Below are 24,605 nucleotides of genomic sequence, written 5' to 3' on the forward strand. Positions count from 1 at the left end.
GTCGCGCCCGCCTTCACCGCCTCCAGGACGTCCTGCTGCTCGCCGCTGGCCGACAGCACCAGCACGCGGACGGGCGGGTCGGCGGCGGCCGCCGTCCCCGCCGCCGCCCACAGCGACGTCCGCGCCGGCCGCAGCCAGGCGAACGTGCTCAGCACCACCAGCGCGATCCCCGTCCCGGCCGCCGGAACCAGCCACTGCAGGGCCGCCCCGGAGACCACCGCGACCGCGGTGACCACGGCGGGCCGCGAACCCAGCCACCACAGCGCTGCGGCGTGGACGACCACGAGCGCCGTCACCAGCGGGCGCCCGGCCTCCGCCGGAACGCCGCGGGGCGCCAGGAGCAGCACTGGTGACAGCGCGGCCAGCGCGCCCGCCACGAGCGGCGCCTTCCACCGCGTCGGCAACGACGCCTCGAACCGGTCTGGCACGCCTGCAGACGCTACCAGCGCGGATTCCGCCACCGACGGAACTCCGGAGCGCGCAGGACGACTGGCGCAGGGCCGCCGGTGAGGCTTCCCATCGGGGGAAGCGCCGGGCGGGCCGGGTGGCCCGCCCGGTCCTTCCCCGCTAGTCCCTGGCCATCACCGTGAAGGTGAAGCCGGCGGTCCTCGGACGGCGCAGCGGCACGTCGCACTTGACCCGGCGCAGCACCTCGTTCCTGCTGAGGCCGAGCCCCTGCGCGATGAGCCGGTCCGGCCGCACCGGCACCGGATCCTCGAAGACGACCTCCACCCGGACCGGCCACGCCCCGTCCACCCATGGCGACGGGACGTGCAGCCGCCAGGCTCCCGTCCAGTCCAGGGTGAAGCGGTTGCGCCGGGCCAGCAGCGGATCCAGCAGCCTGGCCGCCACCAGCTCCGGATCGTTGACGCGGTAGCCGTGGAGCTCGGCCGGATCGAGGGACCTGACCGGCACCCGCTCGTGCACGGGGATCTTGGACGTCCGATCGCAGGACGCGCAGCGGACCAGCAGCCACACGTCCAGCAGCTTGCCGTTGGCGTTGACGCGGAACCTGCCCTCGCCTGTGGCGGCCGACTCCGAGAGGCAGTCCACGCACCGCAGCGACAGCAGAGGCAGCCTGGTGCGGTGGACGACCCAGGGCAGCACGATATGAGGTTGTGAAGACATGAGCCCTCTAGACCTGACACGAGGCCGATTACGCGCGGCCTCAAACGCTGAATGACCGGGCGCGCAACGGCAGCCCGGCAGAGCCGACGAGAGCGTCGGCTACAGATGAGCGGAAGAAGGTGTCAGGTCTAAAGAGCAGGCGGGGTCACGCGGTTCTGTCCTTTTGTCTTCACTGCGACAGGGCCGCAGGCAACCTACGGGACCCCGCAGGAAGGCTCAAGCGGTTTTCTCGTGGCCCGTGTCAGCCCCGGCCGAGAACGCAGAACTCGTTGCCCTCCGGGTCCGCGAGGACCGTCCACGGCACGTCGCCCTGGCCGAGGTCCAGGTCAGTGGCGCCGAGACCCCGCAGCCGGGCGACCTCCGCGTCCTTGGCCTCCACGGGGTCGGGCAGCAGGTCGAGATGCACGCGGTTCCACCACGTCCTCACACTGGGCGTGCGGAAGAACTCCAGATACGGACCGACGCCCTCGGCGGAGCGCAGCACCACACGATCATCGGTCTCCTCGTGCACGGTCCAGTCCATCGCCCCGCCCCAGAACCGCAGCATGGCCTGCGGATCCGCGCAGTCGACCACCACCGCGGCGATCGGCCCGGTGTCCCGGTAGATCTCCCGAGGCTCCAGCACGCAGAAGACGTTGCCCTCCGGATCGGCCATGACCGTCCACGGGACATCGCCCTGGCCCACGTCCGCGGGCGTCGCACCGAGATCCTTCAGGCGCGCGACCATCTCCGCCTGGTGGGCCTCGGAGGTGGTGGCCAGATCGAGGTGCACCCGGTTCTTCACCGTTTCGGGGTCCGGAACGGTGACGAGGTCGACGCAGACGGCGGTGGGGTCGGGCCAGTCGAAGCCCACGGGCTCAAGGTTGGTCACGCCGGGCCCCTCGCTGGAAGTGCCCCAGCCGAGCACCTCCGCCCAGAACCGGCCAAGTGCCGAGTCATCACGAGCCTTGAAGTTCACCTGAACAAGTTGCAGCGCCATGGCGCCCAACCCTAAGCCCAGATGGGGCAGTCCTCTGAACCCGCCAGCAGGTCATACGCCCTCCCGGCCTGCGATCGTCGGCGGTATGAGGGGGTGAAGGCCGGGCGCGCGTGCCGGCGCCCCGGCCATGTCGTCTCCGCCAGTTCGGGTTCGCCGTCACGACGGTGGCTTGCGCACCGCATAGTCGGCCAGGGACGGTTCCAGCAGGGCGAAGACCTGGCGGCCGCTGCCGGTCACGATGGCGGTGATCTCCTGGTCGTCCTTGCCCGCCAGGGTCAGTTCCATGATCTGTCGGAACAGGGTGCGGTACGCGGCGGCGAGCAGGGCGGCCGCGGCCCGGGGCGTGAGGTCGCCCGGGGCGGTCGCGGTGTCGGCGGAGAGCACCTGTGCGAGGGCGTCCTCGCACTGGTCGTGCAGCTCGCGGAGCCGGGCGGTGAGGGTGGGGCTGCCGGCGATCATCCGGGCGAACCCGGGACCGGAGAAGCCGATCACGGGGTCGTGCCGCTCGATAGCGGCCAGGCACTCGCGGCGCAGGGCGGCCAGCGCGGACTCGGCCACCGGTCGGAGGGCGACGGCTCGGGCCAGGCTCGCGGTGAGGGTCTCGTGGTAGTCGAAGGCGAGGTCCTCCTTGCGGGGGAAGTAGTTGCTGACGGTCATCTTGGCCACCTGGGCGGCCGCCGCGATCTCGGTGAGGGACACCTTCTCGAACCCGCGCTCCAGGAACAGCCGGGTCGCGGCGTCGGAGATCGCCTGCCGGGTCTGCTGCTTCTTCAGCTCACGAAGTCCAGCGGTCATGCGACCCAGTGTTCCATAGGTCGCAGCTAAATTTATTCTTGACACATTCTTAGCCTCGTTCTAAGTTTGCTGGCGTCCCAACGAGAGGAGCGCGCATGAACCTGCGCATCACCCCACCGCCGGCGTCCAGGAAGACCCCGTTCGCGTACGGCAAGCACATCCGTCCCAACCCCCGCCCCCTGCTCCGCAAGCCGCTGCCCCTGCGCGGCAGGAAGGGCCGCTAAGGAGAGACACCCATGCACATCCGCGCCACCACCGAAGAGATCGCCGCCGTCAGGGCTCGGTTCGACCTGCTGACGGCCGGCGTTCCCGACCTGCCCGCCGACTCCGACCAGGCGCCCGCGCTCCCCGGCGCGGGCGGCCTGCCCGGCCAGTGGGTGAACGTCTCCGGGCGGTCCGGCACCGACGCGGGAGTAGTGCTGTACGTCCACGGCGGGGGCTTCGCGCACACCGAGCCGCGAGCCGAACGGCTCCTGGGCTACCACCTGTCCAAGGCCACCGGCCGCCCGGTCTTCGCCGTCGACTACCGACTGGCCCCCGCCCACCCGTACCCGGCGGCGCTGCACGACGTGCTGGCTGCGCACGACGACCTGCTCACCCGCGGAGCGGCAGAGGTCGTCCTGTTCGGCGAGTCGGCGGGCGGCACCCTGGTGCTGTCGGCCCTGCTGGCGCTCAAGACCGCGGGGAAACCGCTGCCCAGGGCCGTCGCGGTGTCGCCGGTGACCGACCTGACCCTGTCCAGCCTCTCCCCGGAGGCGGACGACGGGCAGGACCTGATCAACCGTGCCGTGCTGGAGCGGGTCTGCGCCCAGTACCTGGCGGGAGCGCGGCCCGATCAGGCGCCGCAGTCACCGCTGCACGGCGACCTGGCCGGGCTGCCGGACCTGCTGCTGGTAGCAGGCTCCCGAGAGGTGCTGGCCGAGGACGTACGCCGCTTCGCCGCGGCGGCCGAGGACGCCGGCACTCACGCCGCCCTCGACGTCTACGAAGGCATGCCCCACGTCTTCCATCTGGCGATGCTGACCGGCACGCCGCTCACGACCACGACCACTTTTCTCCGCCGCCTGGCGGACTTCACTGACAGAAGGTCTGCATGAACCTGCGTGTTGCTCAAAGAGAACCATTGCGCCTGATGAGCGTGCACGCACACCCCGACGACGAGTCGAGCAAGGGCGCCGCGACCCTCGCGAAATACGCCGCCGAGGGCGCGGACGTCCTGGTGGTCACCTGCACCGGCGGCGAGCGCGGCACCGTGCTCAACCCCGCCATGGACCGGCCCGAGGTGCGCGACAACCTCGCCGCGATCCGGCAGGCCGAAATGGAGGCCGCCCGGGACGTCCTCGGCGCCCGGCAGCAATTCCTGGGCTTCGTCGACTCCGGGCTGCCGGCGGCGGGCCAGCCGCTGCCGGAGGGCTGCTTCGCCCTCGCCCCGCTGCAGGAAGCCGCTGGACGGCTGGTGGCGCTGATCCGCGAGTTCCGCCCACACGTCATCGTCACCTACGACGAAACCGGCGGCTACCCGCACCCCGACCACCTCAGAACCCATGAAGTGACCGTCGCGGCGTTCGAGGCAGCAGGCGAAGCCGACCAGTTCCCCGGCACCGGGCAGCCCTGGCAGCCGCTCAAGCTCTACTACCACGGCGCCTTCTCCAAGGCCTGGTTCCAGACCATGCACGACGCGATGACCGCCTGCGGCATCGATTCAGGCATGCAGGCCGTCCTGGCCGAATTCCCCGACGACGTTCCCGCGCCGCAGTTCACCACCCAGGTGCCCTGCGCCGAGTACTTCAGCGTCAGGGACCGAGCGCTGCTCGCACACGCCACCCAGATCGACCCGAACGCCGGCCTCATGCTGCACAACCGCGACGTCGAGCGGGAGGTCTGGCCCACCGAGGACTACCACCTGGCCCGCTCACACGTGCAGACCTCCCTCCCCGAGGACGACCTGTTCTCCGGACTACGGCCACCCAAGGTGCTGATCTCCGGCGGCGGAGTGGCGGGCTCGACGGTCGCCTACTGGCTCCAGCACCACGGATTCGCCCCGACCGTCGTCGAACAGGCCCCTGCCCTGCGCCAGGGCGGCCAGGCGGTCGACTTCCGCGGCCCCGCGCTGACCGTGCTGGAGCGGATGGGCCTGCTGGAGCAAGTGAAGGAGCGTGACACCGGCATCGGCGACTGCACCGTCGTGGACGCCGACGGCGCGCCGCACGCCGTCATACCGTCCATCCTGGACGCCGGTGAGCTGGAGGTCCTCATCGACGAACTCATCGAGATCCTTCACGGCAAGGCCGTACAGGCCGGGGTCGAGTACGCTTCCGCGACTCGATCACCGCACTGGAACCAGACGAGGACGGGGTGAGCGTCACCTTCGAGCACGGGGCCCCAGAGCGGTTCGATCTGGTGATCGGCGCGGACGGCGCTCACTCGGTGGTGCGCCGGCTGGCGTTCGGTCCCGAAGAGGACTTCTCCCACTTTCTGGGCTGCTACTACGGCTACTGGGAGACCGACAACTACCTCAACCTCGACCACGAAGGAATGGCCACCGGCGACGGCGAAACAGCAGCGCTGAGCATCTTCAGCGTCAAGAACAACGCGGCAGCTCGGGTCGGCCTGCTGTTCAAGTCCGACGAACCCCTGACCTACGGGCGGCGCGACATCGAAGCGCACAAGCGGATCCTCCGGCAGCGGGCCGCCCACCTCGGCTGGCAGACGCCCACCCTGCTGGAGAAACTGGACGCAGCCCGTGACCTCTACTTCGACGCCATGGCCCAGATCCGCATGGAGACCTGGTCCAAGGGCCGCATCGTGCTCGTCGGCGACGCCGCCCACTGCGCCGCCCCCACTTCCGGACGCGGCACCTCCCAGGCACTGATCGGTGCCTACATCCTGGCCGGCGAGCTCGCCGCCGCCGACGGCGACCACCGGACCGCCTTCACCGCCTACGAATCGGCCCTGCGCGAGCATGTCGCGCGCAACCAGGAGATCGGCGTCCACGGCAGCCAGTACGTCTTCGCCCAGCCCACCCAAGAAGTGTTCGACGCCATGGCCACCCAGCTCGCCGAGCCGTCAGACGAGCACGACACCGATCTGTCCCTGAAGACCTACTGAAAGCAGATGCCTCGTGTCTCCTCCTCGTCTGGCTGGGCCCGACGGGCTATCGCGTAAGGGCCAGGCAGCCGAGGCGGGCATGACCGAGCGGGATAGGCGACGTCACCCGTCCCGGGGAGCCACCACGCATGCGGTCAAGTCATAGGAAGTCACTCCAGAAGGGGACCAGGGGCGGAGGTGTCCAGTCAGCGCTGATGTGCCAGCCGTTGAACTCGTTGGTGATGTAGTCGGCGATGTCGGTCCCGTAGAAGATGACGTCGGTCTGAACGATCGACAAGACGGGATGCCCATAATCACCGCAACCAGCGGGGAGATAGCGATGCCCCCTGATGGGAACGAGTTTCGGAGCCTCTTCCAGGTGGGATCGGGCAAGGTCGACCGCTACCACGGGATCGGACGGCCGCTGCCCCCAGGCGGAAAGCCAGAGTCCGTTTCTCTCAACGTCGAAGAGGGCTCCCTCAACCGGCCAATGGAGCTGCTTGCGCAGCTCCGCAGGCACCCCACTGCGCCAGTTCGGCCAGGGCGACTTCCCACTCCGCCGTGGCCTTGAAGGCCCGCTGAGCGGAAGTCCCTCCGCCAGGAACGCCCGGTGATCATCGGCGAACTCGAACCCATAGGTCCGCTCGATGCTTTCGAACTCGGCCTCGGTGAGACCAGGCGCGATCTCGACACTGCCTCGCCGGGCAAGGCGCCGCGCGGCTTCGCGCCCAAGCCGGCAGGCCTCCTCATTGATCACCACGGGAGCTTACACTTCAGAGGCGCAGACTGCGGAGCTGACGATTTTCTGGAGAGCCTTCAGAAATCGCAGTTCTCTCCTGGTGGCTATCGTCAAGCAATGGCTGCCAGTTCAGCTTTGGCGCGGGCGGTCTCTCAAACCGCCGAGAACGCCGACCATCAGACCGGTGAAGGCTGCCCGCCGTCATCTAGCGCTTCGCCGCGCCGGGACGGGCCGGGGCTCCATCTGGCGGCTGGAGACACGTTCGAGGGCGGAGTACTGGAAACGATGGCCTGACCATAGGGCCCTGGAAGGGGTGCTGCCCCGGCGAAACGGCGTGACACCGCCCCACTGGGGCACCAGGGGCCAGGCCCGGTCAGGCGGCCTGGTGAGCATGGCGGTGACCGTCGTACGGCGGTGCATCGCCTCCCCCGTGGCGAACGGCCACTTCCGGGTGCCAGCAGCGGGACGTCATGGAACGTCACCGCGTCGGTCACGACGTTCAGCCTCTCCCGGTAGGACTTGGCGTCCTGCGCGAACCAGGCCACCACCGCATCGGGCCGATCCGAGACGGCCACATGCTGCGTGCCGCTCCGGCGGCTCCACAGCTCGATTTAGACCTGCTGATCTCGACCAGGCCGACTGAGCTTGACGCCGGACGGGTCCACGGAGGCGCGCTTGATCCGCAACCCCTCGATGAGCCCCCTGGCGGACTTGTCGGTCACCCGCCCCGGCGACACCGTCTTGGGACGGGCACCCCGGCAGTTCCGCCCTGCTGAGGTCCAGTTCGTGGAGCCGCGGCCCCTCGCCCTCCAGGTCAAGGAGCCAGTGGCCGTCGTACACGAAACGCCGGCTCCGGTTTCGGTTGGCACATCCGCGTACACACGCGGACGGCTCCGGGCTTCGCACCGGACGGATGAGAACGGGCGAAATGTCCAGTCAAGGCAACTCGCCAGCTGTGCGGCCGCACCGCAACCGCAGGTCGTGGTGGCACTCCCTTATGACACAATTTTTGATCTTGACGAGATGTCGGGCAACAGCAGCCGAGGGCGACACGTGGCGGACATTGATGGTGCGGTGAATCCGACCGACACCGCGGGACTTATTACGGACTCCGGCGACGTCTCGCGGGCGGATGTCCTGCGAACCGCCGCGTACATGGGGAATCTGACCGTCCTCAAGAAGCAGATAGCGGCTGGCGTTGATGTGAACGTCGCCGACGAGCGGGGCTGGACGGCGCTGCTGGTCGCGGCGCGCGAGGCGTTCCGAGACGGCGTCGAGGCGCTGCTCGCGGCGGGCGCGGATCCGGGGATCGCTCTCCCGGGCGGCTTCACCGCACTGCACCAAGTGATCCAGCACACCAAGGACCGGCCGGTGGCCTACGAGGTCACCGTGGTACGCGACGGCGTCGAGACGGTTCTCACCGGCCGCGACGAGATTCGCGCGGAGATCGGATCCCACCCGGACGACGAATACGAAGACTGCGTCGCCATCGCGCGCATGCTGATCGACGGGGGGATCGACGTCGAACTGGCGACGTCCAAGGCGGAGCAGACCCCGTTGTCGCACGCCGCGTCGCGGGGCACCGCTGAGATCACCGAGCTGCTCATCGCGACGAAGCGGGTCGATCTCGATTCGCGCGACAAGGACGGCGTCTCCCCGCTCCACTACGCCAGCCGCCACGGTCATCTCGACCCGGTACGGCTGCTACTCGAGGCCGGAGCGAACCCGAACATCACAGAGAGCTACGGGTTCACCCCGCTGCACGAAGCGGCAGAGAACGGTCACGTCGAGGTGGTGCGTGCCCTGCTCACGGCGGGCGCGGACCCCGGGGGCGGCCTGACGAAGCCGTTCGAGAGCTACCCAGTGAACGCCACACCGCTCGACATCGCGCGGATCAAAGGGCACCAGACCATCGTCGACCTGCTCGACCTCCGGGACTAATCGCCGCAACGGCGGCCTGACCCGCCGTTTTACCCCCATACGACCCGCACGGAGACATCCAACTCAACCTCAAGCGCCGGCTCTTCGCCCCGCGCACCCACGAGGCCAGTTCACCGTAGCCGACTGCATTCCTCGCATCAGGATCGTTCAGGTAAGGAGCACGCCCACCTGGGGGAGGTCGCGGTGCCGGTGGTGCGCGTCGGCGATCCCGGCGAGGTTGTGCCGGCCTAGAGCCCGATAAGCCGCAACGAGTAGCTCGTGTGCCTGACGCTCCCGTTCGGCGTCTCCCCCACTGGCCCAGTGCAGGTCACGCCCGAGAGTGAGGGCGCCAGCCGGATCCCCGGCGGCGCAACGCCGCAGGGCCTCGGTGACCCACGCGGCGACCACACCGGGATCCCCGGTCAGCTGTTCGTGCAGGTTGGTGCACCAGCCGTAGCGGTCATAGGGACGTTGCCGGCCGCGCGGAACAACCGACTCACCGTCGGCCAGCGCCCCACCACCGTCCAGGGTCTCGAACCGGCTCGGGTCGCCGTCCTCGAGTACCTCATGCTCGTCCCGGTACGTCTCGTGGTAGGCCCTGCCCTCGTCGGGCCGGTCACCGGTCTCGAAAGCCATCAGGACCTCCCGCAGCGCCCGCAGCCTGAACCGCTCCTCCACCAGGTTCGCAGCGATCGGCTCGTCCTTGCCGGCCTCGCTGTCAAGGTGAGCCTGACGCCATTCGATCTGTTCGCGTACCGCCTCCAGCGGAGTGCCGTACGGCAGGCCGACGCCACCACCGTCGTTGTTGTAGTAGGACGCGACGCCGGTGCAGGTGCGGCCGTCGTCGTACCAAAGTCCGAAGTGCAGCCCGTCGGTGCCGCCGTGCATGAAGGTCAAAAACTCGGGCGGATCCCGGTAGTAGCGGCCGTGCACCCGAACGTCGAGGCCCACACGCGGCGGGCACGCGGGGTCGTCGAACAGGTCCATGATCCCGAACGGTCGTAGGTCCGTGTCGTGGAGCGCACGCTGTTCGACCGGCCCGAGTGACACCAGGAACAGCCAATACCGGAAGATCGAGTCAGGCAGCTCGATGCCCCAGTCGTCGGCGAACCGCCGCTCAATCGCGGCGCGATCCCGGGCCACCCGGGACTCGGCAGCCAACCGGGCCGTCGGATCCGGCGGCTGATGAGTCGACCGCCACACGGCGTAGTCCCGCCCTTCGGCTGCCCCACGGGCCGTACGACGCCGCTCGCCGGCCAGCTCGCTCCGACTGGCGGGCCTCGTCCCGAAGATGGCCTGCAATAGCTGCTCCTCGGGGGTCAAGTCAGACCAGGGATCGTCGGTGGGGTCACGATCGCCGTGGCGTCGATCGGCCACAAAACCCGGAAACCAGAAGTCGTCATCGCCGTACACCACTGCGGCGGCATCGGCCGGAGGCAACGGGACAACCTCCCGGTCGAATCGGGCCAGGGCTGCCGACCGGAGCCGACTCACCCGCTCGTCCACAAGCGAGGCGTGACGGCAGTACGCGTCCCACTCCCCGGCCAAGTCCTCTTCGGGCTCATCGATCAGCTCGTAAAAAAACGTCAGCTTCTCTCTGTCAGCCAACCTGTTGTGGTCATTATCGACCTCCGCTCGAAGAGCGGAAATCACTTCCTCGTCCGACTTGCCCTCAAGCCAACCGGGTAGTTCCACGCGGCGAGCCTACTGTCATCGGTCTGGCTCTTGAGGCGACTTGCGGATCGCCTTGGCTGTACCAGCAGTTCCTGGCCCCACCTGCCAACCCGGTTCGGCCCAACGCCGTGATCGCGGGAATCGCACGCAAGGCACGACAGCCCAGCGGCCGTGGCCGCATCCGCGACATGCTGCCGATCACCCAACGCCCCGTCGAGGCCGACGACCGCAAGACCAGTGGCCACTGGAAGGCGTCCTGGTCATGGGAACCCGCCCCTCAGCCATTGCCACTCTGGTCGAACGCACCAGCCGCCTGGTCTGCCTCGTCGCGCTCCCGACGGCGTCACAGCCCACCAGTCCGGCCGCATCTCACCCACGCCGCCCCGCAGATCGAACCCCACCTGCGGAGAACGCTGGCCTGGGACCGCGGTCGCGAGCTGGCCGAACACGCCCTCTTCACCGCCGACACCGCCATGCCGTCTACTTCTGCAAACGTCGCAGCCACTGGCAGAGAGGGATTAAGGAAAACACCAACGGCCTCCTGCGCCAGTACCTGCCCAAGAATCGCGACCTGCGCACATTCACCCAGGCAGACCTGGACGCCATTGCCGCCGACCTCAACTACCAGCCTCGCAGAATTCACGGCTGCCGATCACCAAACGCGGGTTACGCTGACCTTTGCGGCCAGGTCGAGGCGCGCCTCGGCGCCGGTCTGGCTTTTGAAACCGCCCGCCGTCCAATAACGGGGTTGAGGACCCTGCGGACAGCCGTTGGCGCTGAGAGTGATCTTGAATCAGTAGCCGGGTTGGAACGTTCGCTTTGTAATGCACTGATCGCAGTGGACCCCCGCTACCTCGGTCGCTGACTTCCACAATCGCGATGCATCGCCGACAACTGGCGAGGGCGGCCGGATGGCGTCGGCCATGTCATCCTCGACGGAGGCCGCCGCAGGGGCATGGCCGACCAGCGCGATCAGGACGGGACAGATGGACGAAGGCCAGAACCAGAAAACGGACGGTTCACCGGAGCGGGAGTTCGCACGGCTCGGTCTCGCTGGCGTCCGGCCGCCGACCCCCATCGGCAACTTCCGCTACGGGGTCCGGGCCGGTGACCTGTTCTACGTGTCCGGGACCTACGGCACCGCCAAGCACGAGGACGGCGAGGACTTCCTTCCCATCAGCGGAAAGCTCGGCCGCGACCTGAGCGTCGGCGACGGGTACCGCTCTGCTCGGCTGGTCGCGGTGAACCTGCTCGCCATGGCGCGCGCCGAGCTCGGCAGTCTGGACCGTGTCACCCAGGTCGTCCGGCTGGCCGGCTACGTCAACTGCGTCCCCGGGTTCGCCGAGGCCCCCGCCGTGGTGAACGGGGCCTCCGACCTGCTGGTCGAGGTGTTCGGGCCCGACCGCGGAGGCCACGCCCGGATCTCGCTGTACCAGAACGACCTGCCGCGCGAGGCGCCCGTTGCCTGCGAGCTGACCCTTTATCTCGGTGACTGAGGACGCACGCCGTTCACGAGGATCAGGAGATCCGTCGCGACCCATCACACAGACAGCGTTCCCGACACCGGGTCGCTCACCTTCAAACTCTGGCTTCCTCGTTGGGACGCGCGCGACGGTCGCCTGCGCTGCAGGTTTCAGGCGACGATGATGGGGCTGACTCAGCTCAGCAAGAGAACGCCGCAATGCACGATCCGGTTTCTCGCCGAGCTCGGCCAGGCCGAGGCAAAGAACATCACCATCGCGCTCGATGCCGTAGTCGGCGGCCGGTCGCGGGCTGTGGCCGGCGGGACCAGATCATCGGTGTCCTCCTTTCCGACAGTGGCTGCCTGTCGTCTGTGGCTTACCGCCAAAGCGGCAGTCGGGATCGCCGCGGATGGGTGTCAACACTTTGGTCGCGAGCCCGTCTTCGCACCGGTTGGGCGGAGTGCGGCAGGTGTTGGACGACACCCGAGCGTCAGTGAATACGTCAGAATTGTCAGAGGTAACGATCTTTAAATTTGTTCATTCATGCAGCACTGCAAGCGCTGCTTTGCCTGGTCAGGAGCCCAATTGCCGGGTGGCTGCCGGGATCCTGGCCCGGATGGCGATCGACCGGTGGGGTCGCCGTCGATTCGACCGTGTCATCGGCGACGGCGTGGCGTACGCGGAGCAGACCCACACCGATCCGGCCAACCGCCGCGTCGGGCCCGCCGCGACATGCAGCACCTCCGCACCGAGAAGTTATCGCGCCCATGGCTCCTCAGTCCGCCGATGGGGAAGCCTCCATGTGAACACATTCGGTTACCACGGCTAGTGCTGCGGCAGGCCATGTTGGCCTCTTGACGATCCTGCGTAGCCGATCGTCGTTGGTGTGGCGGTTGCGCCAAGGCGATGGAACGGCGGGGCGCTGGGTGCTCAGTCCGCGTACTGCAGGCCCGTCTGGCGCTCGGCGGTAACCTCCAGGCCGACCACGCCCTCACGTGCAGGTATGGCCTTGAACACGATCCAGTCGCCGCCCACCTGATCCGCGGCCACTGGTTCGACCGTGTACCCGCCCTCATGGACCACGACGCGGCGGAACTCCGCACTCAAGCCGTGCTTGCCGACCTCGGCCAGCACATCGTCAACGGTTCGGCCGCTCACCTTGACGCCGGCCAGCGGCTCTCCGGGACGGGTGGCCGACTGCCAGCTGTTCTCGTAGGCCTCCCCCGGCTTGGCCGGCCTGCCCAGCTCGAAGTGCACCACGTCGGGCGTACCCTTGATCGCCGCCGGGACGGTCACCACCATGAAGCAGCCGCTGTCGGCCAGATCGCAGTCCGCCGGCTCCTCACGAGCTCCGATGGGCACGTTCACCGGGGCGTTACCGCCACCCAAGCTCACGATCTCGCCGACCGCGCTGGGCGAGACCGGGATCACCCTGAGCTCGACGTTGAGGCCGAGGGAACGGAACGCCTCGGAGAACTTCCGCTGGTCCGCGTAGGGGTCCTTGATCTGGGCGACGTAGGTGTCGCCCTCCTCGTGGATCTCCACCGCGGAGTTGGCGTAGGAGGTCGCGCCGCCGCCGAGCAGGCTCGGTCCAAGGACGACGCCGAGGGCGAGGACGGCGGACGCGGCGAGCCCGAGCAGCGCGCGATGCCCGACGCGACGCCCGCGCGGGCGTCGTGGGAGCTCCGCCGTCGTCGTCGTCGCGTCCCGCTCCTGAGCGACGATGTCGGCGAACAGCGCCTGCGCGCGGGCGCCGCCAGCACGCCCGCCTGGTTCGTCCGGACTGATCCGGGCCAGCGGCCTCAGCAGCTCATTGATCACGTCGACGTCCCTCATAGTGATCTCCCTGTGGGAACGACCGCATCGGTCGCCGTAAATCGAACGTCGGCTACTTCGAGCGCCCGGGACAGGCGTCTGCGCGCGCGGTGCAGCCGGATACGGACGGCGTTGCGGGAGAGCCCCAGCATCGCGGCGATTTCCCTGCGGTCCAGGCCCTCCCACGCGACCAGCGCAAGCAGCTCGCGGTCGTCCTCGGGAAGCGTCGCGAACGCCTGGGCGATCGCGTTCCTCTCGACGCTGCGGTCGGCGAGATCACCGTAGAGGTCGGCCATCTCCGCGTCGAGGTCCCGGTGCCGCGCCTGGCGGCGCAGCGCGCTGCGGCGATGGTCGGCCAGCACGTTGCGGGCCACTCCGTAGACCCAGAGCCTCGCCTGCGCGCCCGGGGGCAGTTCATCGATCTTGCGCCAGACGATGACGAAGGTCTCAGCGACCACGTCGGCCGCGTCCTGCGGCGAGTCGCAGCGGCGTGCGGCGTAGGCGGTGATCTGGTCGTAGGTCGCCCGGTAGACCGCTTCGAACCTTTGAGTGTCATCTGACACAGGCGGTCCCCATCGTGGCATCCTCCACTTCCGGTACGGATACGGTCGCTCTCTTCATTGGTGGAGGCACCCCGATCATTTCGCCCGGAATCGGAGAATTCCCGTGCGGCTTCGTCACCCCCCTGGCCAGAGTGGTCCGCGGAGAGCGGCGAGGTCAGCCTCCCCGGTCGTCTGGCATGATCACTTCAGAATGCGGGCATGGCTGAGCGAGTTCGCGTACGCGAGATCGATCATGACGAAGGCAGCCGGCCGACCGCTGCGGTAAGGCAGCGGTGTCGCAGTGAACACGTCGAGCCGCCGACCGAGGGGCAGCTGGAGCGGGTGGTCGCCTCGGCGGCACACCGGTTCGAAGAGGCGTTCGCCGTCGGTGTGACGGCCGTCTGGGGTGTGGTGGCGGATTGTGGCGGCCTGGCGGGCGCGGGCGATGAAGATGTTCCCGTCTGACTTCGCAAGCGGTACACGCTGCTGGCCGCGTTTTGCTGGACTCGGCAGACTGAGCTGGTCGACGGCCTGGTGGAGCTGTTGGTCGGGCTGATTCAGCGGATCAACGCCCGCGCGGAGCGGCGGGTGGCAAGGAGCTGATCGGTGAGCTGGCGCATATGCCGGGCAAGCGCGGGATCTTAGGCCGGATGGTGAACGCGGCCCTGGAATGCCCCGACGGTCCGGTTCGGCGGGTGTGTTCCCGGCGGTGCCGGGCGGGGAGAAGGCGCCGCGGACGCTGGCACGCGAGCTGATGGCCACCGAGCGGATCATCGCCGAACGGGTCCGCTACCAGCTGCGGGGTTCCTACTCCCACCACTGCCCGCGGATGCTGGCGCCGTTGCTGGCCGCACAGAGGTGCCAGCATGATCACGTTCACCAGCCGGATGTTGTCGGCCACCGACGCCGCGAACGCGGACGAAGATCGCGCGTCCGTCACCCGTCCTAGCCCCAAGATCAAGATCTCACGCTACGCCTACCTACCCGCGGCAATAAGATCCCGGCTCCTGGACCAACGAACCCGCAGGAGCCCGACCAGATGGAAACGCGCCCACCTGGCGCAGCAGGCGGGCGGGGGCCCACCGTGAGCGATCACGGCGGGGCGCCTCGGCCCGACCCAGCTCGACGCCTCGAGTTCAAGTCGAACGTGCGGATGCCTTGCGCACGAACGTGTCGGCGGCACTGATGGGACCGCCCGTGGCATTCGTGATCTGGAGCCTGACGGGAAGCTCGTTCTTGGTGTCCAGAAGCGCTGAGCGGGGCTCATCTTCCTCGAAGAGGTAGGTCTCTCCCCACTTCCTGAGGGCCACGATCACACTGAACAGCTCTCGGCCCTTCGCGGTCAACGCGTACTCGTGGTAGGCGGACCCGTCGGCCGCCGGGACGATCTCCAAGATGTCCTGGGCCACGAGGTCACGGAGGCGGGCCGCCAGGATGTTCTTGGCCAGCCCCAGGTTCCGCTGCAGCTCACTGAACCGTCGGATCCCGTCGAAGGCGTCACGGACGATGAGCAGGGACCACCGGTCCCCGATCACGTCCACGGTCCTGGCGACCGGACACTCCGCCTGCTGGTGACTCACACCCCGTGCTCGCATCACTACCCCTGTCCGACTGGCTGCCCGAAACAACTCACCCAAGTGGTTGCAAGTTTAAACCGGACGCTCTAGAGTCGTCGCAATCTGGTTTTAAAAAGAAACCGGATCCTGGTGTAGTGCAAGCGAGGAGAGGTCATGACCGAACAGCAGGACACCGCCGGCAAGGACACCAGTGTCAGCCCGGTTCGGGTTGCGGTAGCGCAGTTCGAACCACGCGTGGGCGTCGAGAACCTGAAGGCCAACGCGTTGGCCGTGGAAACGCGGCTGACGGCCGCCGCAGACGCAGGTGCCGACCTCATCGTCCTGCCCGAGCTGGCCACCACGGGCTATGTCTTCGAGACCCGCGAGGAAGCCTTCGCGCACGCCGAGGCGGTCCCCGACGGTCCCACCGTGCAGTCGTTCGCCCGACTGGCGGCCGAGCGCAACGTCTACATCGTGGGATGCGTGGTCGAGCAAGAAGGTCCGAAGCTGTTCGACACCGCGGTCCTCGTCGGCCCCGACGGGTACATCGGCCGCTACCGCAAAACCCATCTCTGGAACACCGAGAAGCTGTGGTTCACGCCAGGCGACGAGGGGTTCTCGGTGTTCGACACCCGCATCGGGCGGATCGGGCTGCTGGTGTGCTGGGACATCTGGTTCCCCGAGACGGCTCGGATCGTGACCCAGATGGGTGCGGACATCATCTGTATCCCGACCGGCTGGGTCTGGACCCCGCCACCGCTGTACGACGCCAGCGGCGTGTGCATGGCCGCCTACCTGACGATGACGGCAGCGCACGCGAACAACGTGTTCATCGCCACCGCGGACCGGATCGGCCAGGAGCGCGGCGCAGGATTCATGGGGAACTCCCTCATCGCGGGCACGAACGGATGGCCCATCGACCGTATCGCCGGTCCGGATGAGGACACCATCCTCTACGCCGACGTCGATCTCACCGCGGCACGCACCGCCCCGATCTGGAACCAGCTCAACGACCTGCACCGCGATCGCCGTACGGACTTGTACGACCAGATGCTCGGCTACCGCGGCGGCGAGCCCCTGCCCCGCTGACGTCATGGCGGCCCTCCGCGACAACGAAAGCCTTCCCGCTACACGCATCGCCACGCGTGTCGCCACGGCGGCCGGCTGCGCCGCTCTCGTGACGCTCGTGGTCCTGGCAGTCGCCGCAAGTACCGACCCCGCCACAGGACAGGCATGGTCCGGCGCCTACACCGACGCACCGGGCCTGGTCTCCTGGCTGATCGCCTCGATGACCGAGCCGCAGTTCTATGCGGTGGCCACCGCCGGCCTGGGCCTGTTCTTGGGAGGTCTGTTCGCTCATGTGGCACAGCGAAGCTCGCGACCTTGGGCAGGCTTCGTCCAGGCCTGCGGCACCGGGATCTGGCCCTCGGTCGTGGGCAGTGCGCTTGCGAGCCTGGTCCTGGGCGTCCTGGCCTGGGGATGGACGCTGCAGCCCCGCGTCTGGCAGCCGCTCTTCGTGCCACTCGTCGCGACGGCGCCCGCCATGGTCGTCCTTTACGGGCCCAGACTTCGGGTCTGCGTGACCGCCGCCATCTCCGGAGCCCTGCTGACGCCCCCCGCGTCGATCCTGGTGGTCGACTACGTCTGCAAGCCCAGCCACCTTCCGCCTGTCGTCGGCGCCACGGCGGGCATGTGGATCGGTGCTCTCGTGGCATTCGGGGCATGCCGGTACTTTCCCTGGATGCCGGCGCCTGGGGCCTGGCGGGCCGCTCGAGAGGTGGAGAACCTCACAGGGACCGGCACGTCGACGACGTCACTCCTGTGGGTTCTCCGCCGGGCGCTGGCCGATTTCAGCGAGGCGCAGTTCTTCGGCAACGAATGGGCGAGCGGGGCGATGCTCTCCGGTGCGGTCATCGCCTATCTGATCAGCCCGTCAGCGTTCGCCTACGGGAGCGGTCTGTTCCTTGCAGTGCTCACAAGCCAGGCCGTCACGGCACTCGCCGGCGTCCTGATCTGGCGGCGCAGGTGGCAGGCGCTGGGCTTCTACCCGACCTTCGTCCCCGTGGTGTCCGTCGCACCGGCCACGGTGCTGGCCTTTGGCGGCACCCCTCAATCCGTCATCGCGGGAGCACTCATCGGCGCACTCGTCGGTCCTCCTCTCGCGGCCGCGATCTCACGCCGTCTGCCGACGGGCTTCCACCCGTTCATCGGAAACGTGGCCTCGATGAGCGTCTCCACCGCATTGATCGTGCCGTTGCTCGACCTCGTACCAGGAATCACCTCATGACTCAGACGATCACCGACCTCGGACGGGCCCTGCGCCGTCGAGAGGTCTCAGCCACCCAACTGGCCGCGGAAGCGTTGCGGAGAATCCAGGACCGCGACCCGACCGTGAACGCGTTCGCCCTCGTGGACGAGCCCGGGGCCTACGAAGCGGCACGACGAGCGGACCAGGAGCTGGCCGCGGGCCTCGACCGAGGCCCGCTCCACGGCATACCCGTCGCCGTCAAGGACCTCATCGACGTCGAAGGCCTGCCCACCACATGCGGGTCGGCGACATCGTTCGGGGCCCTCGCCACACGCGACGCCGAGGTCGTCACCCGGCTGCGTGACCACGGCGCGGTCATCGTCGGGAAGAACACCCTGCACGAGTTCGCGTACGGCGCGACCGGCGACCGCTCGATGCACGGTCCCTCACGAAACCCCCACGATCCCACCCGGATCTCGGGTGGCAGCAGCGGAGGGAGCGCGGTGGCCGTGGCGTCGGGAATGGTCCCGCTGTCGCTGGGAACCGACACCGTCGGCTCGGTCCGGGTACCGGCCGCGCTGTGCGGAGTCGTCGGATTCAAACCGGCCTACGACGCCATCCCGGACGCAGGTGTTTATCCGCTGGCACCCACGCTCGACCACGTCGGCCTGTTCGCGGGCTCTGTCGAAGACGTCCTTCTCGGCTATCAGGCCCTCACCGACCAGCCCATGAGCCGGCTTCCCCAGGACTCACGGTCGATCACGGTCGGCTGGATCCCGACCAGCGACGTCGCGACGTGCGACCCCCGCATCGAAGAACTGGTGCACGACCTCCTGACACGTGCCGGCTTCGCTCCCGAAGCGGTGCACGGATTCCCGGGGCGGGACCGTGACCGGACCCTGTTCGACGTGGTCACCACCCTTCAGAGCAGGGAGGCATATGAGGTGCACAGGCATCACCTGGACGAGGACCGAGAGCTGATCGACGCCGAGGTCCTCGCGCGACTCGAAAACGGCCGGAAGGTCTCGACGTCGAGCTACGAACGGGCCGACGAGGTGCGCGGGGAACTACGCGCGGCCGTGCGTGACCTGCTGCGGACCCATGACCTGCTCGCTCTGCCCACGGTCCCGTTCGTGGCCCCCCCTCTCAACACCCGCAGCATGCACGTCGACGGTGCCGAGCTCGAGGTGCGCTCGGCGCTGCTCTCCCTCACCCTCCCGTGGAACATGACCGGCGTGCCGGCGATCAGCATTCCGGCGGGCCGGTGTGACGGACTGCCGGTAGCCGTACAGCTCGTCACCGGCCCAGGCAACGAGCACCTCCTGTTCACCGCCGCACAGACGCTGGAGGCGGCGGCTGGGCGCCGGTGAACCCCCGACAGATCTATCTCAGCACCGACGTGAGGGAAAAGGAGTCCCGATGCCATCCATCCAGATCGACCTACCGCTGACCACTCCGGCTGCGACCAAGCAACGGCTCGCGCAACGTGTCGGCGAAATCTACGCGGAGACCATGCAGGTCGGCATGGACCTCCTCACCGTGTCCGTGCACGACCTCGGAGAGGGCGGTCTGTGGCGATGCCACCAGGACGGCCCCCCGACCCCCTCGGCCCTCATCATGTGCGACATCCGGAGCGGACGGCCGGTGGAGACCCGGGCCCGCCTGGCCCAGTTGTTGATCGACACGTGCGTGGAGATGTTCGAACTAGACGCGCTATGGGTGAAGGTCGAATTCACCCAGCACTCCGGTGACGAGATGTACCACCCCCACCTGGCCGGCTTCAACACTGACTGGACCGGCGACGAAAGAATCACCGAGAACTCCGCTACGACAGCGAAACGCACTGACAAGCTCTGATGATCGACGCAGACGAAACGGCCGATGATCCAGGCCTCACCTGCCCGGCAGCGATGGCGTGCGGGCGAGTCGTTCACCTCGATGGGACGCGGTCGTCCGAACAGCTCTCTGGCTGGCTGCGCCGCAGCTTCCCCGACGACCTCGCCCTGCAGATCTCACACGAGGCGATCTAGCTTTCGTTGTTCGCCCCGCGCCGCCGGCACGGCCTCGATCGGACGCTGACCAGGCGTTTGCGGACCGCCCGCCCCATGCGGCAGCCCAAGTGCGCCAAACAGCGCACCGGCCGTGGTGTCTTCCGGGACATGGTGTCCATCAGCGCCCGCCTGGCCGAGTCCGCCGCCCGCGTTCTGCCCGGTCACTGGGAAGGTGACCTGTTGATGGGGACCCGTTCGTCGGCGATCGCCACGTTGGTGGAGCGCACCAGCCGATTCATCGCACTGGCCGCCCTGCCCGACGGCAACAAGGCCCACGAGATCCGCGCCCACCTCACCCGCCAGCTGCTGCGCACTCCCCAGCCACTGCGACGGACGCTCACCTGGGACCCGCGGCCGCGAGATGGCCGAGCACCAGGCGCTCGCCGCCGACACCGGGATGCAGGTCTACTTCTGCCACAAGCGCAGTCTTTGGGAACGAGGGACTAATGAGAAGTCAGCGGTCGCCCATACGACCCGGGCGTCGAGAAAGGTAGGCCGTCGCCTCCCACCCGACGGGCTGGTCAGCCACCACGACAACGCTATGACCCGGGCTACCTCCCAGGTAATCGCTTTGTCTCTCGGACGCCCTTAGCGTCGAGGTCCTCGAGGTAAATGGCCCCCGGAAAGAGGACTCCAATGACCACCACATCGACGAGCCACAACTTCGCCGGCCTGTTCGCCGATGCCAGCCGGTTGCTGCGTCTGGCACTGCGTGCGGACGCGATCGTGACTGGCGCCAACGGTCTGCTCTACCTCGCTTTTGCCGCTCCGCTTCAGGACCTGCTTGGACTCGACGCCACCACCGGACGCGCACTGGGGGCGTTTCTCCTGGTGTACGCCGCTGCCGTGTGGGCCATCTCGATGCCCGCCCGGCCCAGACGGGTCGCCGTGGTGACCGTGGTCGAGGCGAACGTGCTGTGGACGATCCTGAGTGTTCTCACGGTGATCGTGGGCTGGTTCTCGCTGAGCACTGTCGGGGCGGTGTGGGCGGTGCTCCAAGCCATCGTGGTCGCCGGTTTCGCAGCGCTCCAGTACACCTCGCTACGCCGCGCCCGCTAACGCAGACGGCGCCGCGGAGCACCGCGGCTACATCGCCGAGAGCCGCGCTCTGGGGCTTGAACCATAAAACCGATTCCCTGACCCCGTCCTTCTCCCGAACGGCCCCAGACATCCAAGGGAGACCTGGCGCCCACTCACAACATGTGGTCAGCCCCAAAGCAGGGCTCGGCCGTGCGGGAGCCGGGGTCAGCTCTGCCCGGCCGGAGGCGCGGGGATGATGCGGTGGATGGTGGAGCGGCCGACGCTGTACCCGGTGGCCAGGTCGGGCGAGGGATACCTCCCCCTCGGCTTAGGGCGGCGGATGGAGGGCCGCGCCGGCTCAGGCAGTTCGGGCTTGCGAGGCTGGTGCGGGGGGACAGGTCGCGGCGCTGGCCAAGCGCAACTGCGGAGCTCGCTCTCCATTGATGCTGCCGCCCGAGTCGTCCAACTGAGCAGGGCCGCTCAATAGCAACTCAGGCCCCGCAGGGTCGCCCAAATGGTGCAGGTCCGGCGCCACGGTCCAAGATATTGATCGCGTGCACGACATCGACGGTGACGTTTCGGCGCGTGGCTTCGGCCCGGACCAGGCCCAAGACCGCCACCACCTGCGCCTGCTACGACGTCCTCCCTCGCCCACCTCATCGTCGTCACCGACGTCGCTGCTCAGCGCTACACCGCCCCTGCGGCATGAGCGACACCGCCGCTTGTGCACAACGCCTGTCGCAGACGCGGACGCGGCAGCTCTCGCGCGGCCGCGCGGGGGCAATGGCGCGTGGGCCGCTCACCGGCCACCAAGAAGAACGGCGCTCCGAGCCCCATGCTGGCGCCAGCGGGTCGCCGACGATCAGGCCGGTGCCGCGCCCGGATGCCAGAGCGGACCGCCCCGCCCGCCCGGCGCCGCTCCACCGCGCTGGTGCGACCACGGGCCTTATGGCGGCCCGCCGCAAGGATGGCTCCGGCCACCCGAGCCCGACGTCCCAAAGCTGAACGAACCCCGCCGGCGCGAACCGGGCCCCACGCGCACGACCCCGCCTGCCCAGGCCGCCGATCGGCAACTCCCCAGGTCGGCCACCGGTGGCGGCGGCACACCTGCTCAGGTCCGTCCCGGGATCCGCGCTGTGCGCGCACCCCGGGAAGGTTGGCTGTGCGCGCACCCCGGGAAGGTTGGCTGTGCGCGCACCCCGGGAAGGTTGAACGAGGCACCGCCCCCGCCTGCCTCGGATCAATCGATCAGGCTGGTGACCCCGTCACGCGGCTGCCGGAGTCCAAGAGATCGACACCGAGATCCCCTCCTCAGCCACGGGCCGCCTACAGACAGATCTTCAGCAGATCCGAGGGCAACCTCGGCCGAGGCTGCCGAAGAGGACCGAGCGCCATGGCCACCAGCCGAAACCCAACCTGACCAGGGCCGCATCTCTCCGCTAAGCGCAGGACCGGTCAAAACATCCGCTTCGCAAGCCTCACCGAAGCAAACTGAAATGGCGCCAACGTACATCGATTCCGCCGACATGTACCTCCTCGTGGCCGATCGTGCGCGGACGATGACGATATGGAGTCTGCTCTGCCATTCATTGGTCCAGCGAAGGAATTACCTTGTTGCTCGGCGCCAACCGCCCGAGCCCTACGTCTGGACGTTTCTGCAGGACGGCCAGAAAGAGGGGTTCAAGGCCGACGCCGCACGCGCCTCGGCGCAGGCGGTCCCCGTAGATCATCCGAGAAGGATGGTGAGCGGGTGAAGAAGGATCCCCCATGGTGGCGGAGGAAGCGGAAGCTTCCGCTGGGACAGCCGGACCCCTGGACCTGCGGGAGTTTCCTGGTGAACGCGGCCAGGCTTCTGTGGGATCTGTGGAACCGGTGGGGTGGGGGCCCCGGGCTCTGATCGGCTAGGCCTGCAGAGCCGGGTTCCCTTCACGGCTCGCACCCTCAGGGCCGGCAAGCAACGGGGGTGCGGGCCGACCACTTTCGGCACGATACAAGTAGGCATGTAATACACGTATTACTGACACTGCCAGACCATAACTGGGCGCCGGGTGCGGGAGCAGGAGTACGACAGCCCCCGACCCCCGGTCGGGGTCATCGCCCAGTTCTCCACGCCGGTCGTCATGCCGTGGTGGCCAGCCAGGTCTCCCAACCGGAGGCGGCAGCACTCCGCATGCTGGCGCGAAGGGGGCTCGGCTTGGGCACCTACTTCTCTGGCCAGCGGAGCACTTCGGAACGTGCGGCTACGTCTGGGGCGGGGTGTGGCGCAGGTCATAACACCGGATTGTCACGTTCTCCCGAGGCGTCCTGTCCCATAGCCGTCCCGAACGAACGAGCCCCATGGGGAGCGAGCGATGAACACCAGCACCGCCCATCAGATCGTCGTCCTCGGCGCCGGCTACACCGGCCTGATCGCAACAGCTCGGCTGGCCCGCTACACCCGCAGGCTGAACACCCGCATCACCCTGGTGAACCCCTCGCCCCGCTTCACCGAGCGTCTGCGCATGCACCAGGTCGCCGCGGGCCAGGAACTGACCGACTTCCAGATCCCGGACCTGCTGGAGGGCACCGGCGTGCGATTCCACCAGGCCACCGCGACCACTATCGATACCGCTGACCGGACCGTCGCCCTCGACGATGGCGCCCTCCTCCACTACGACACGCTGGTCTACGCCCTCGGCAGCGCCACCGACGCGAGCATCGTCCCCGGTGCGGCGGACCACGCCTGGACCCTCAACGACCCCCGTCTGGCGCACCGCCTGTCGCGGCGGCTGCCCGAGATCGCCGCTGCGGGCGGCACGGTCACCGTCTGCGGTGGCGGACTCACCGGCATCGAGGCGGCCGCCGAGATCGCCGAGGCCCACCCGGCGCTGACCGTCAACCTGGTCTGTGCCACCGAACCCGGTTCCATGATGGGCGAGAAGGCCCGAGCTCACCTCAACCGCGTCCTGGACCGGTTGGGCGTGGTGCGCATGGTCGGAGCGAAGGTCACCAAAGTGCTGCCCGACGCGGTGCGGCTGGACACCGGTGAGCTCGTCTCCTCGGATCTGACCCTGTGGACCACCGGTGTGCGGGTGCCGCAGCTCGCTGCCCAGGCCGGAATCGCGACCGACGGGAAGGGGCTCATCCTCACCGACCCCACCCTGCGCTCGGTTTCGCACCCGGAGATCCACGCCATCGGAGACGCCGCCCTGGTGCGGCAGGCCTGGGGGCAAATCCACGGCACATGCCAGAGCGGGGTGGTCACCGCCGACTACACCGCCGGCGTCATCGCCCGGCTGCTGCGCGGGAAGCCGGTGAAGCCCCTGCGGTTCGGCTACTTCCACCAGCCGGTGAGCCTGGGCCGCAAGGACGCGGTCGTCCAGTTCACCAGGGCCGATGACACCCCGAGGCGGTGGTACCTCAAGGGCAAGGCCGCGGTCATCTACAAAGAGCAGGTCAGCGGTACCCCGCCGGTGGCCGCCAAGATGTCCCGCTACGTGAAGATACCGGTGCAGCTGTCGAAGGGCGGCCGCGCCACCCGAAAGGCCGCATGATGTTCCAGGACTCGGGTCGGGGACCCACCAGATCCCCCGGCCCGCTGAAATCCCG

The 24,605-nt window shown here is 68.4% G+C and carries 21 protein-coding genes and 2 pseudogenes; 14 read left to right on the forward strand and 9 right to left on the reverse strand.

All coding sequences use genetic code 11. The features are described from left to right. The 4 genes and pseudogenes from AB0K37_RS08775 to AB0K37_RS08790 all read right to left on the reverse strand — a co-directional run. A pseudogene (locus AB0K37_RS08775) lies at positions 1-428 on the reverse strand (hypothetical protein); the annotation flags it as partial. 139 nt (positions 429-567) lie between these two features. Then, positions 568-1,107, reverse strand: coding sequence for a DUF1062 domain-containing protein (locus AB0K37_RS08780; RefSeq protein WP_363976923.1), 540 nt, complete (start codon positions 1,105-1,107; stop codon positions 568-570). A 262-nt stretch (positions 1,108-1,369) separates the two neighbouring features. Then, positions 1,370-2,107, reverse strand: a complete 738-nt coding sequence (locus tag AB0K37_RS08785) for a VOC family protein (protein WP_363976926.1) — start codon at positions 2,105-2,107, stop codon at positions 1,370-1,372. Between the two features lie 156 nt (positions 2,108-2,263). Continuing rightward, positions 2,264-2,902 carry a TetR family transcriptional regulator gene (locus tag AB0K37_RS08790; protein ID WP_363976929.1) on the reverse strand — a complete coding sequence of 213 codons (639 nt, stop codon included), beginning with the start codon at positions 2,900-2,902 and terminating at the stop codon, positions 2,264-2,266. Between the two features lie 95 nt (positions 2,903-2,997). On the opposite strand from AB0K37_RS08790, the gene AB0K37_RS08795 reads away from it, so the two are divergent. The 4 genes and pseudogenes from AB0K37_RS08795 to AB0K37_RS08810 all read left to right on the forward strand — a co-directional run bounded on the left by AB0K37_RS08795 (position 2,998) and on the right by AB0K37_RS08810 (position 6,010). Further along, entirely contained in the window at positions 2,998-3,126 is a 129-nt protein-coding gene (locus tag AB0K37_RS08795; RefSeq protein WP_363976931.1) for a hypothetical protein, read from the forward strand. 12 nt (positions 3,127-3,138) lie between these two features. Beyond that, the gene (locus AB0K37_RS08800; RefSeq protein ID WP_363976934.1) at positions 3,139-3,999 is read left to right on the forward strand and encodes an alpha/beta hydrolase fold domain-containing protein; all 861 of its coding nucleotides are present in this window, start codon (positions 3,139-3,141) and stop codon (positions 3,997-3,999) included. Then, a pseudogene (gene mca, locus AB0K37_RS08805) lies at positions 3,996-4,865 on the forward strand (mycothiol conjugate amidase Mca); the annotation flags it as partial. The gene AB0K37_RS08800 and the pseudogene mca, both read left to right, overlap by 4 nt. A gap of 371 nt (positions 4,866-5,236) precedes the next feature. Continuing rightward, positions 5,237-6,010, forward strand: coding sequence for an FAD-dependent monooxygenase (locus AB0K37_RS08810; protein WP_363977089.1), 774 nt, complete (start codon positions 5,237-5,239; stop codon positions 6,008-6,010). A 139-nt stretch (positions 6,011-6,149) separates the two neighbouring features. Here AB0K37_RS08810 and AB0K37_RS08815 read toward each other — a convergent pair whose 3' ends face one another. Further along, a complete protein-coding gene (locus tag AB0K37_RS08815; protein ID WP_363976936.1) occupies positions 6,150-6,746 on the reverse strand; it encodes a hypothetical protein in 597 nt (198 codons plus the stop codon). 1,035 nt (positions 6,747-7,781) lie between these two features. Here AB0K37_RS08815 and AB0K37_RS08820 point away from each other — a divergent pair. Continuing rightward, positions 7,782-8,669 (forward strand): ankyrin repeat domain-containing protein, encoded by an 888-nt coding sequence (locus AB0K37_RS08820; RefSeq protein WP_363976939.1) that lies wholly within the window; start codon positions 7,782-7,784, stop codon positions 8,667-8,669. Positions 8,670-8,816: 147 nt separating this feature from the next. Here the strand turns inward: AB0K37_RS08820 and AB0K37_RS08825 are convergent, their stop codons facing one another. Beyond that, a complete protein-coding gene (locus tag AB0K37_RS08825; protein ID WP_363976942.1) occupies positions 8,817-10,343 on the reverse strand; it encodes a hypothetical protein in 1,527 nt (508 codons plus the stop codon). A 965-nt stretch (positions 10,344-11,308) separates the two neighbouring features. On the opposite strand from AB0K37_RS08825, the gene AB0K37_RS08830 reads away from it, so the two are divergent. Continuing rightward, positions 11,309-11,818 carry a RidA family protein gene (locus AB0K37_RS08830; protein WP_363976944.1) on the forward strand — a complete coding sequence of 170 codons (510 nt, stop codon included), beginning with the start codon at positions 11,309-11,311 and terminating at the stop codon, positions 11,816-11,818. Between the two features lie 897 nt (positions 11,819-12,715). Here the strand turns inward: AB0K37_RS08830 and AB0K37_RS08835 are convergent. Together AB0K37_RS08835 and AB0K37_RS08840 are read right to left on the reverse strand one after the other, a co-directional pair. After that, positions 12,716-13,621, reverse strand: a complete 906-nt coding sequence (locus AB0K37_RS08835) for a hypothetical protein (RefSeq protein WP_363976947.1) — start codon at positions 13,619-13,621, stop codon at positions 12,716-12,718. Then, positions 13,618-14,163, reverse strand: coding sequence for a sigma-70 family RNA polymerase sigma factor (locus AB0K37_RS08840; RefSeq protein ID WP_363976950.1), 546 nt, complete (start codon positions 14,161-14,163; stop codon positions 13,618-13,620). Before AB0K37_RS08840 ends, AB0K37_RS08835 begins: the two co-directional genes overlap by 4 nt. 198 nt (positions 14,164-14,361) lie before the next feature. Between AB0K37_RS08840 and AB0K37_RS08845 the strand changes: the two genes are divergently transcribed. Continuing rightward, positions 14,362-14,607 (forward strand): hypothetical protein, encoded by a 246-nt coding sequence (locus AB0K37_RS08845; RefSeq protein WP_363976953.1) that lies wholly within the window; start codon positions 14,362-14,364, stop codon positions 14,605-14,607. 671 nt (positions 14,608-15,278) lie between these two features. Here the strand turns inward: AB0K37_RS08845 and AB0K37_RS08850 are convergent. Continuing rightward, complete coding sequence (locus AB0K37_RS08850) at positions 15,279-15,722, reverse strand: helix-turn-helix domain-containing protein (protein ID WP_363976956.1); 444 nt, start codon at positions 15,720-15,722, stop codon at positions 15,279-15,281. 150 nt (positions 15,723-15,872) lie between these two features. On the opposite strand from AB0K37_RS08850, the gene AB0K37_RS08855 reads away from it, so the two are divergent. From AB0K37_RS08855 to AB0K37_RS08885, 7 genes are all read left to right on the forward strand, one after another. After that, positions 15,873-16,787 carry a nitrilase family protein gene (locus AB0K37_RS08855; RefSeq protein ID WP_363976959.1) on the forward strand — a complete coding sequence of 305 codons (915 nt, stop codon included), beginning with the start codon at positions 15,873-15,875 and terminating at the stop codon, positions 16,785-16,787. Positions 16,788-16,791: 4 nt separating this feature from the next. Further along, positions 16,792-17,985 (forward strand): hypothetical protein, encoded by a 1,194-nt coding sequence (locus AB0K37_RS08860; RefSeq protein ID WP_363976961.1) that lies wholly within the window; start codon positions 16,792-16,794, stop codon positions 17,983-17,985. Then, entirely contained in the window at positions 17,982-19,316 is a 1,335-nt protein-coding gene (locus tag AB0K37_RS08865) for an amidase (protein WP_363976964.1), read from the forward strand. The genes AB0K37_RS08860 and AB0K37_RS08865 overlap by 4 nt, the downstream gene beginning before the upstream one ends. A gap of 49 nt (positions 19,317-19,365) precedes the next feature. Continuing rightward, positions 19,366-19,803 carry a hypothetical protein gene (locus AB0K37_RS08870; protein WP_363976967.1) on the forward strand — a complete coding sequence of 146 codons (438 nt, stop codon included), beginning with the start codon at positions 19,366-19,368 and terminating at the stop codon, positions 19,801-19,803. Further along, entirely contained in the window at positions 19,803-19,976 is a 174-nt protein-coding gene (locus AB0K37_RS08875) for a hypothetical protein (protein WP_363976970.1), read from the forward strand. Before AB0K37_RS08870 ends, AB0K37_RS08875 begins: the two co-directional genes overlap by 1 nt. A gap of 657 nt (positions 19,977-20,633) precedes the next feature. Then, positions 20,634-21,056, forward strand: coding sequence for a hypothetical protein (locus tag AB0K37_RS08880; protein WP_363976973.1), 423 nt, complete (start codon positions 20,634-20,636; stop codon positions 21,054-21,056). Between the two features lie 2,312 nt (positions 21,057-23,368). After that, complete coding sequence (locus tag AB0K37_RS08885) at positions 23,369-24,550, forward strand: FAD-dependent oxidoreductase (protein WP_363976976.1); 1,182 nt, start codon at positions 23,369-23,371, stop codon at positions 24,548-24,550. The last annotated feature ends 55 nt before the right edge of the window (positions 24,551-24,605 follow it).

The organism is Actinomadura sp. NPDC049753 (assembly GCF_040674655.1).
In the GTDB taxonomy this organism is placed as follows: Bacteria; Actinomycetota; Actinomycetes; order Streptosporangiales; family Streptosporangiaceae; genus Spirillospora; species Spirillospora verrucosospora.

Bases quoted from the DNA above. Each gene is read 5' to 3' on its own strand.
- AB0K37_RS08785 (WP_363976926.1), bottom strand. From the start codon at position 2,107: ATGGCGCTGCAACTTGTTCAGGTGAACTTCAAGGCTCGTGATGACTCG.
- AB0K37_RS08790 (WP_363976929.1), bottom strand. From the start codon at position 2,902: ATGACCGCTGGACTTCGTGAGCTGAAGAAGCAGCAGACCCGGCAGGCG.
- AB0K37_RS08795 (WP_363976931.1), top strand. From the start codon at position 2,998: ATGAACCTGCGCATCACCCCACCGCCGGCGTCCAGGAAGACCCCGTTC.
- AB0K37_RS08800 (WP_363976934.1), top strand. From the start codon at position 3,139: ATGCACATCCGCGCCACCACCGAAGAGATCGCCGCCGTCAGGGCTCGG.
- AB0K37_RS08830 (WP_363976944.1), top strand. From the start codon at position 11,309: ATGGACGAAGGCCAGAACCAGAAAACGGACGGTTCACCGGAGCGGGAG.
- AB0K37_RS08835 (WP_363976947.1), bottom strand. From the start codon at position 13,621: ATGAGGGACGTCGACGTGATCAATGAGCTGCTGAGGCCGCTGGCCCGG.
- AB0K37_RS08845 (WP_363976953.1), top strand. From the start codon at position 14,362: ATGGCTGAGCGAGTTCGCGTACGCGAGATCGATCATGACGAAGGCAGC.
- AB0K37_RS08855 (WP_363976959.1), top strand. From the start codon at position 15,873: ATGACCGAACAGCAGGACACCGCCGGCAAGGACACCAGTGTCAGCCCG.
- AB0K37_RS08860 (WP_363976961.1), top strand. From the start codon at position 16,792: ATGGCGGCCCTCCGCGACAACGAAAGCCTTCCCGCTACACGCATCGCC.
- AB0K37_RS08865 (WP_363976964.1), top strand. From the start codon at position 17,982: ATGACTCAGACGATCACCGACCTCGGACGGGCCCTGCGCCGTCGAGAG.
- AB0K37_RS08870 (WP_363976967.1), top strand. From the start codon at position 19,366: ATGCCATCCATCCAGATCGACCTACCGCTGACCACTCCGGCTGCGACC.
- AB0K37_RS08875 (WP_363976970.1), top strand. From the start codon at position 19,803: ATGATCGACGCAGACGAAACGGCCGATGATCCAGGCCTCACCTGCCCG.
- AB0K37_RS08880 (WP_363976973.1), top strand. From the start codon at position 20,634: ATGACCACCACATCGACGAGCCACAACTTCGCCGGCCTGTTCGCCGAT.
- AB0K37_RS08885 (WP_363976976.1), top strand. From the start codon at position 23,369: ATGAACACCAGCACCGCCCATCAGATCGTCGTCCTCGGCGCCGGCTAC.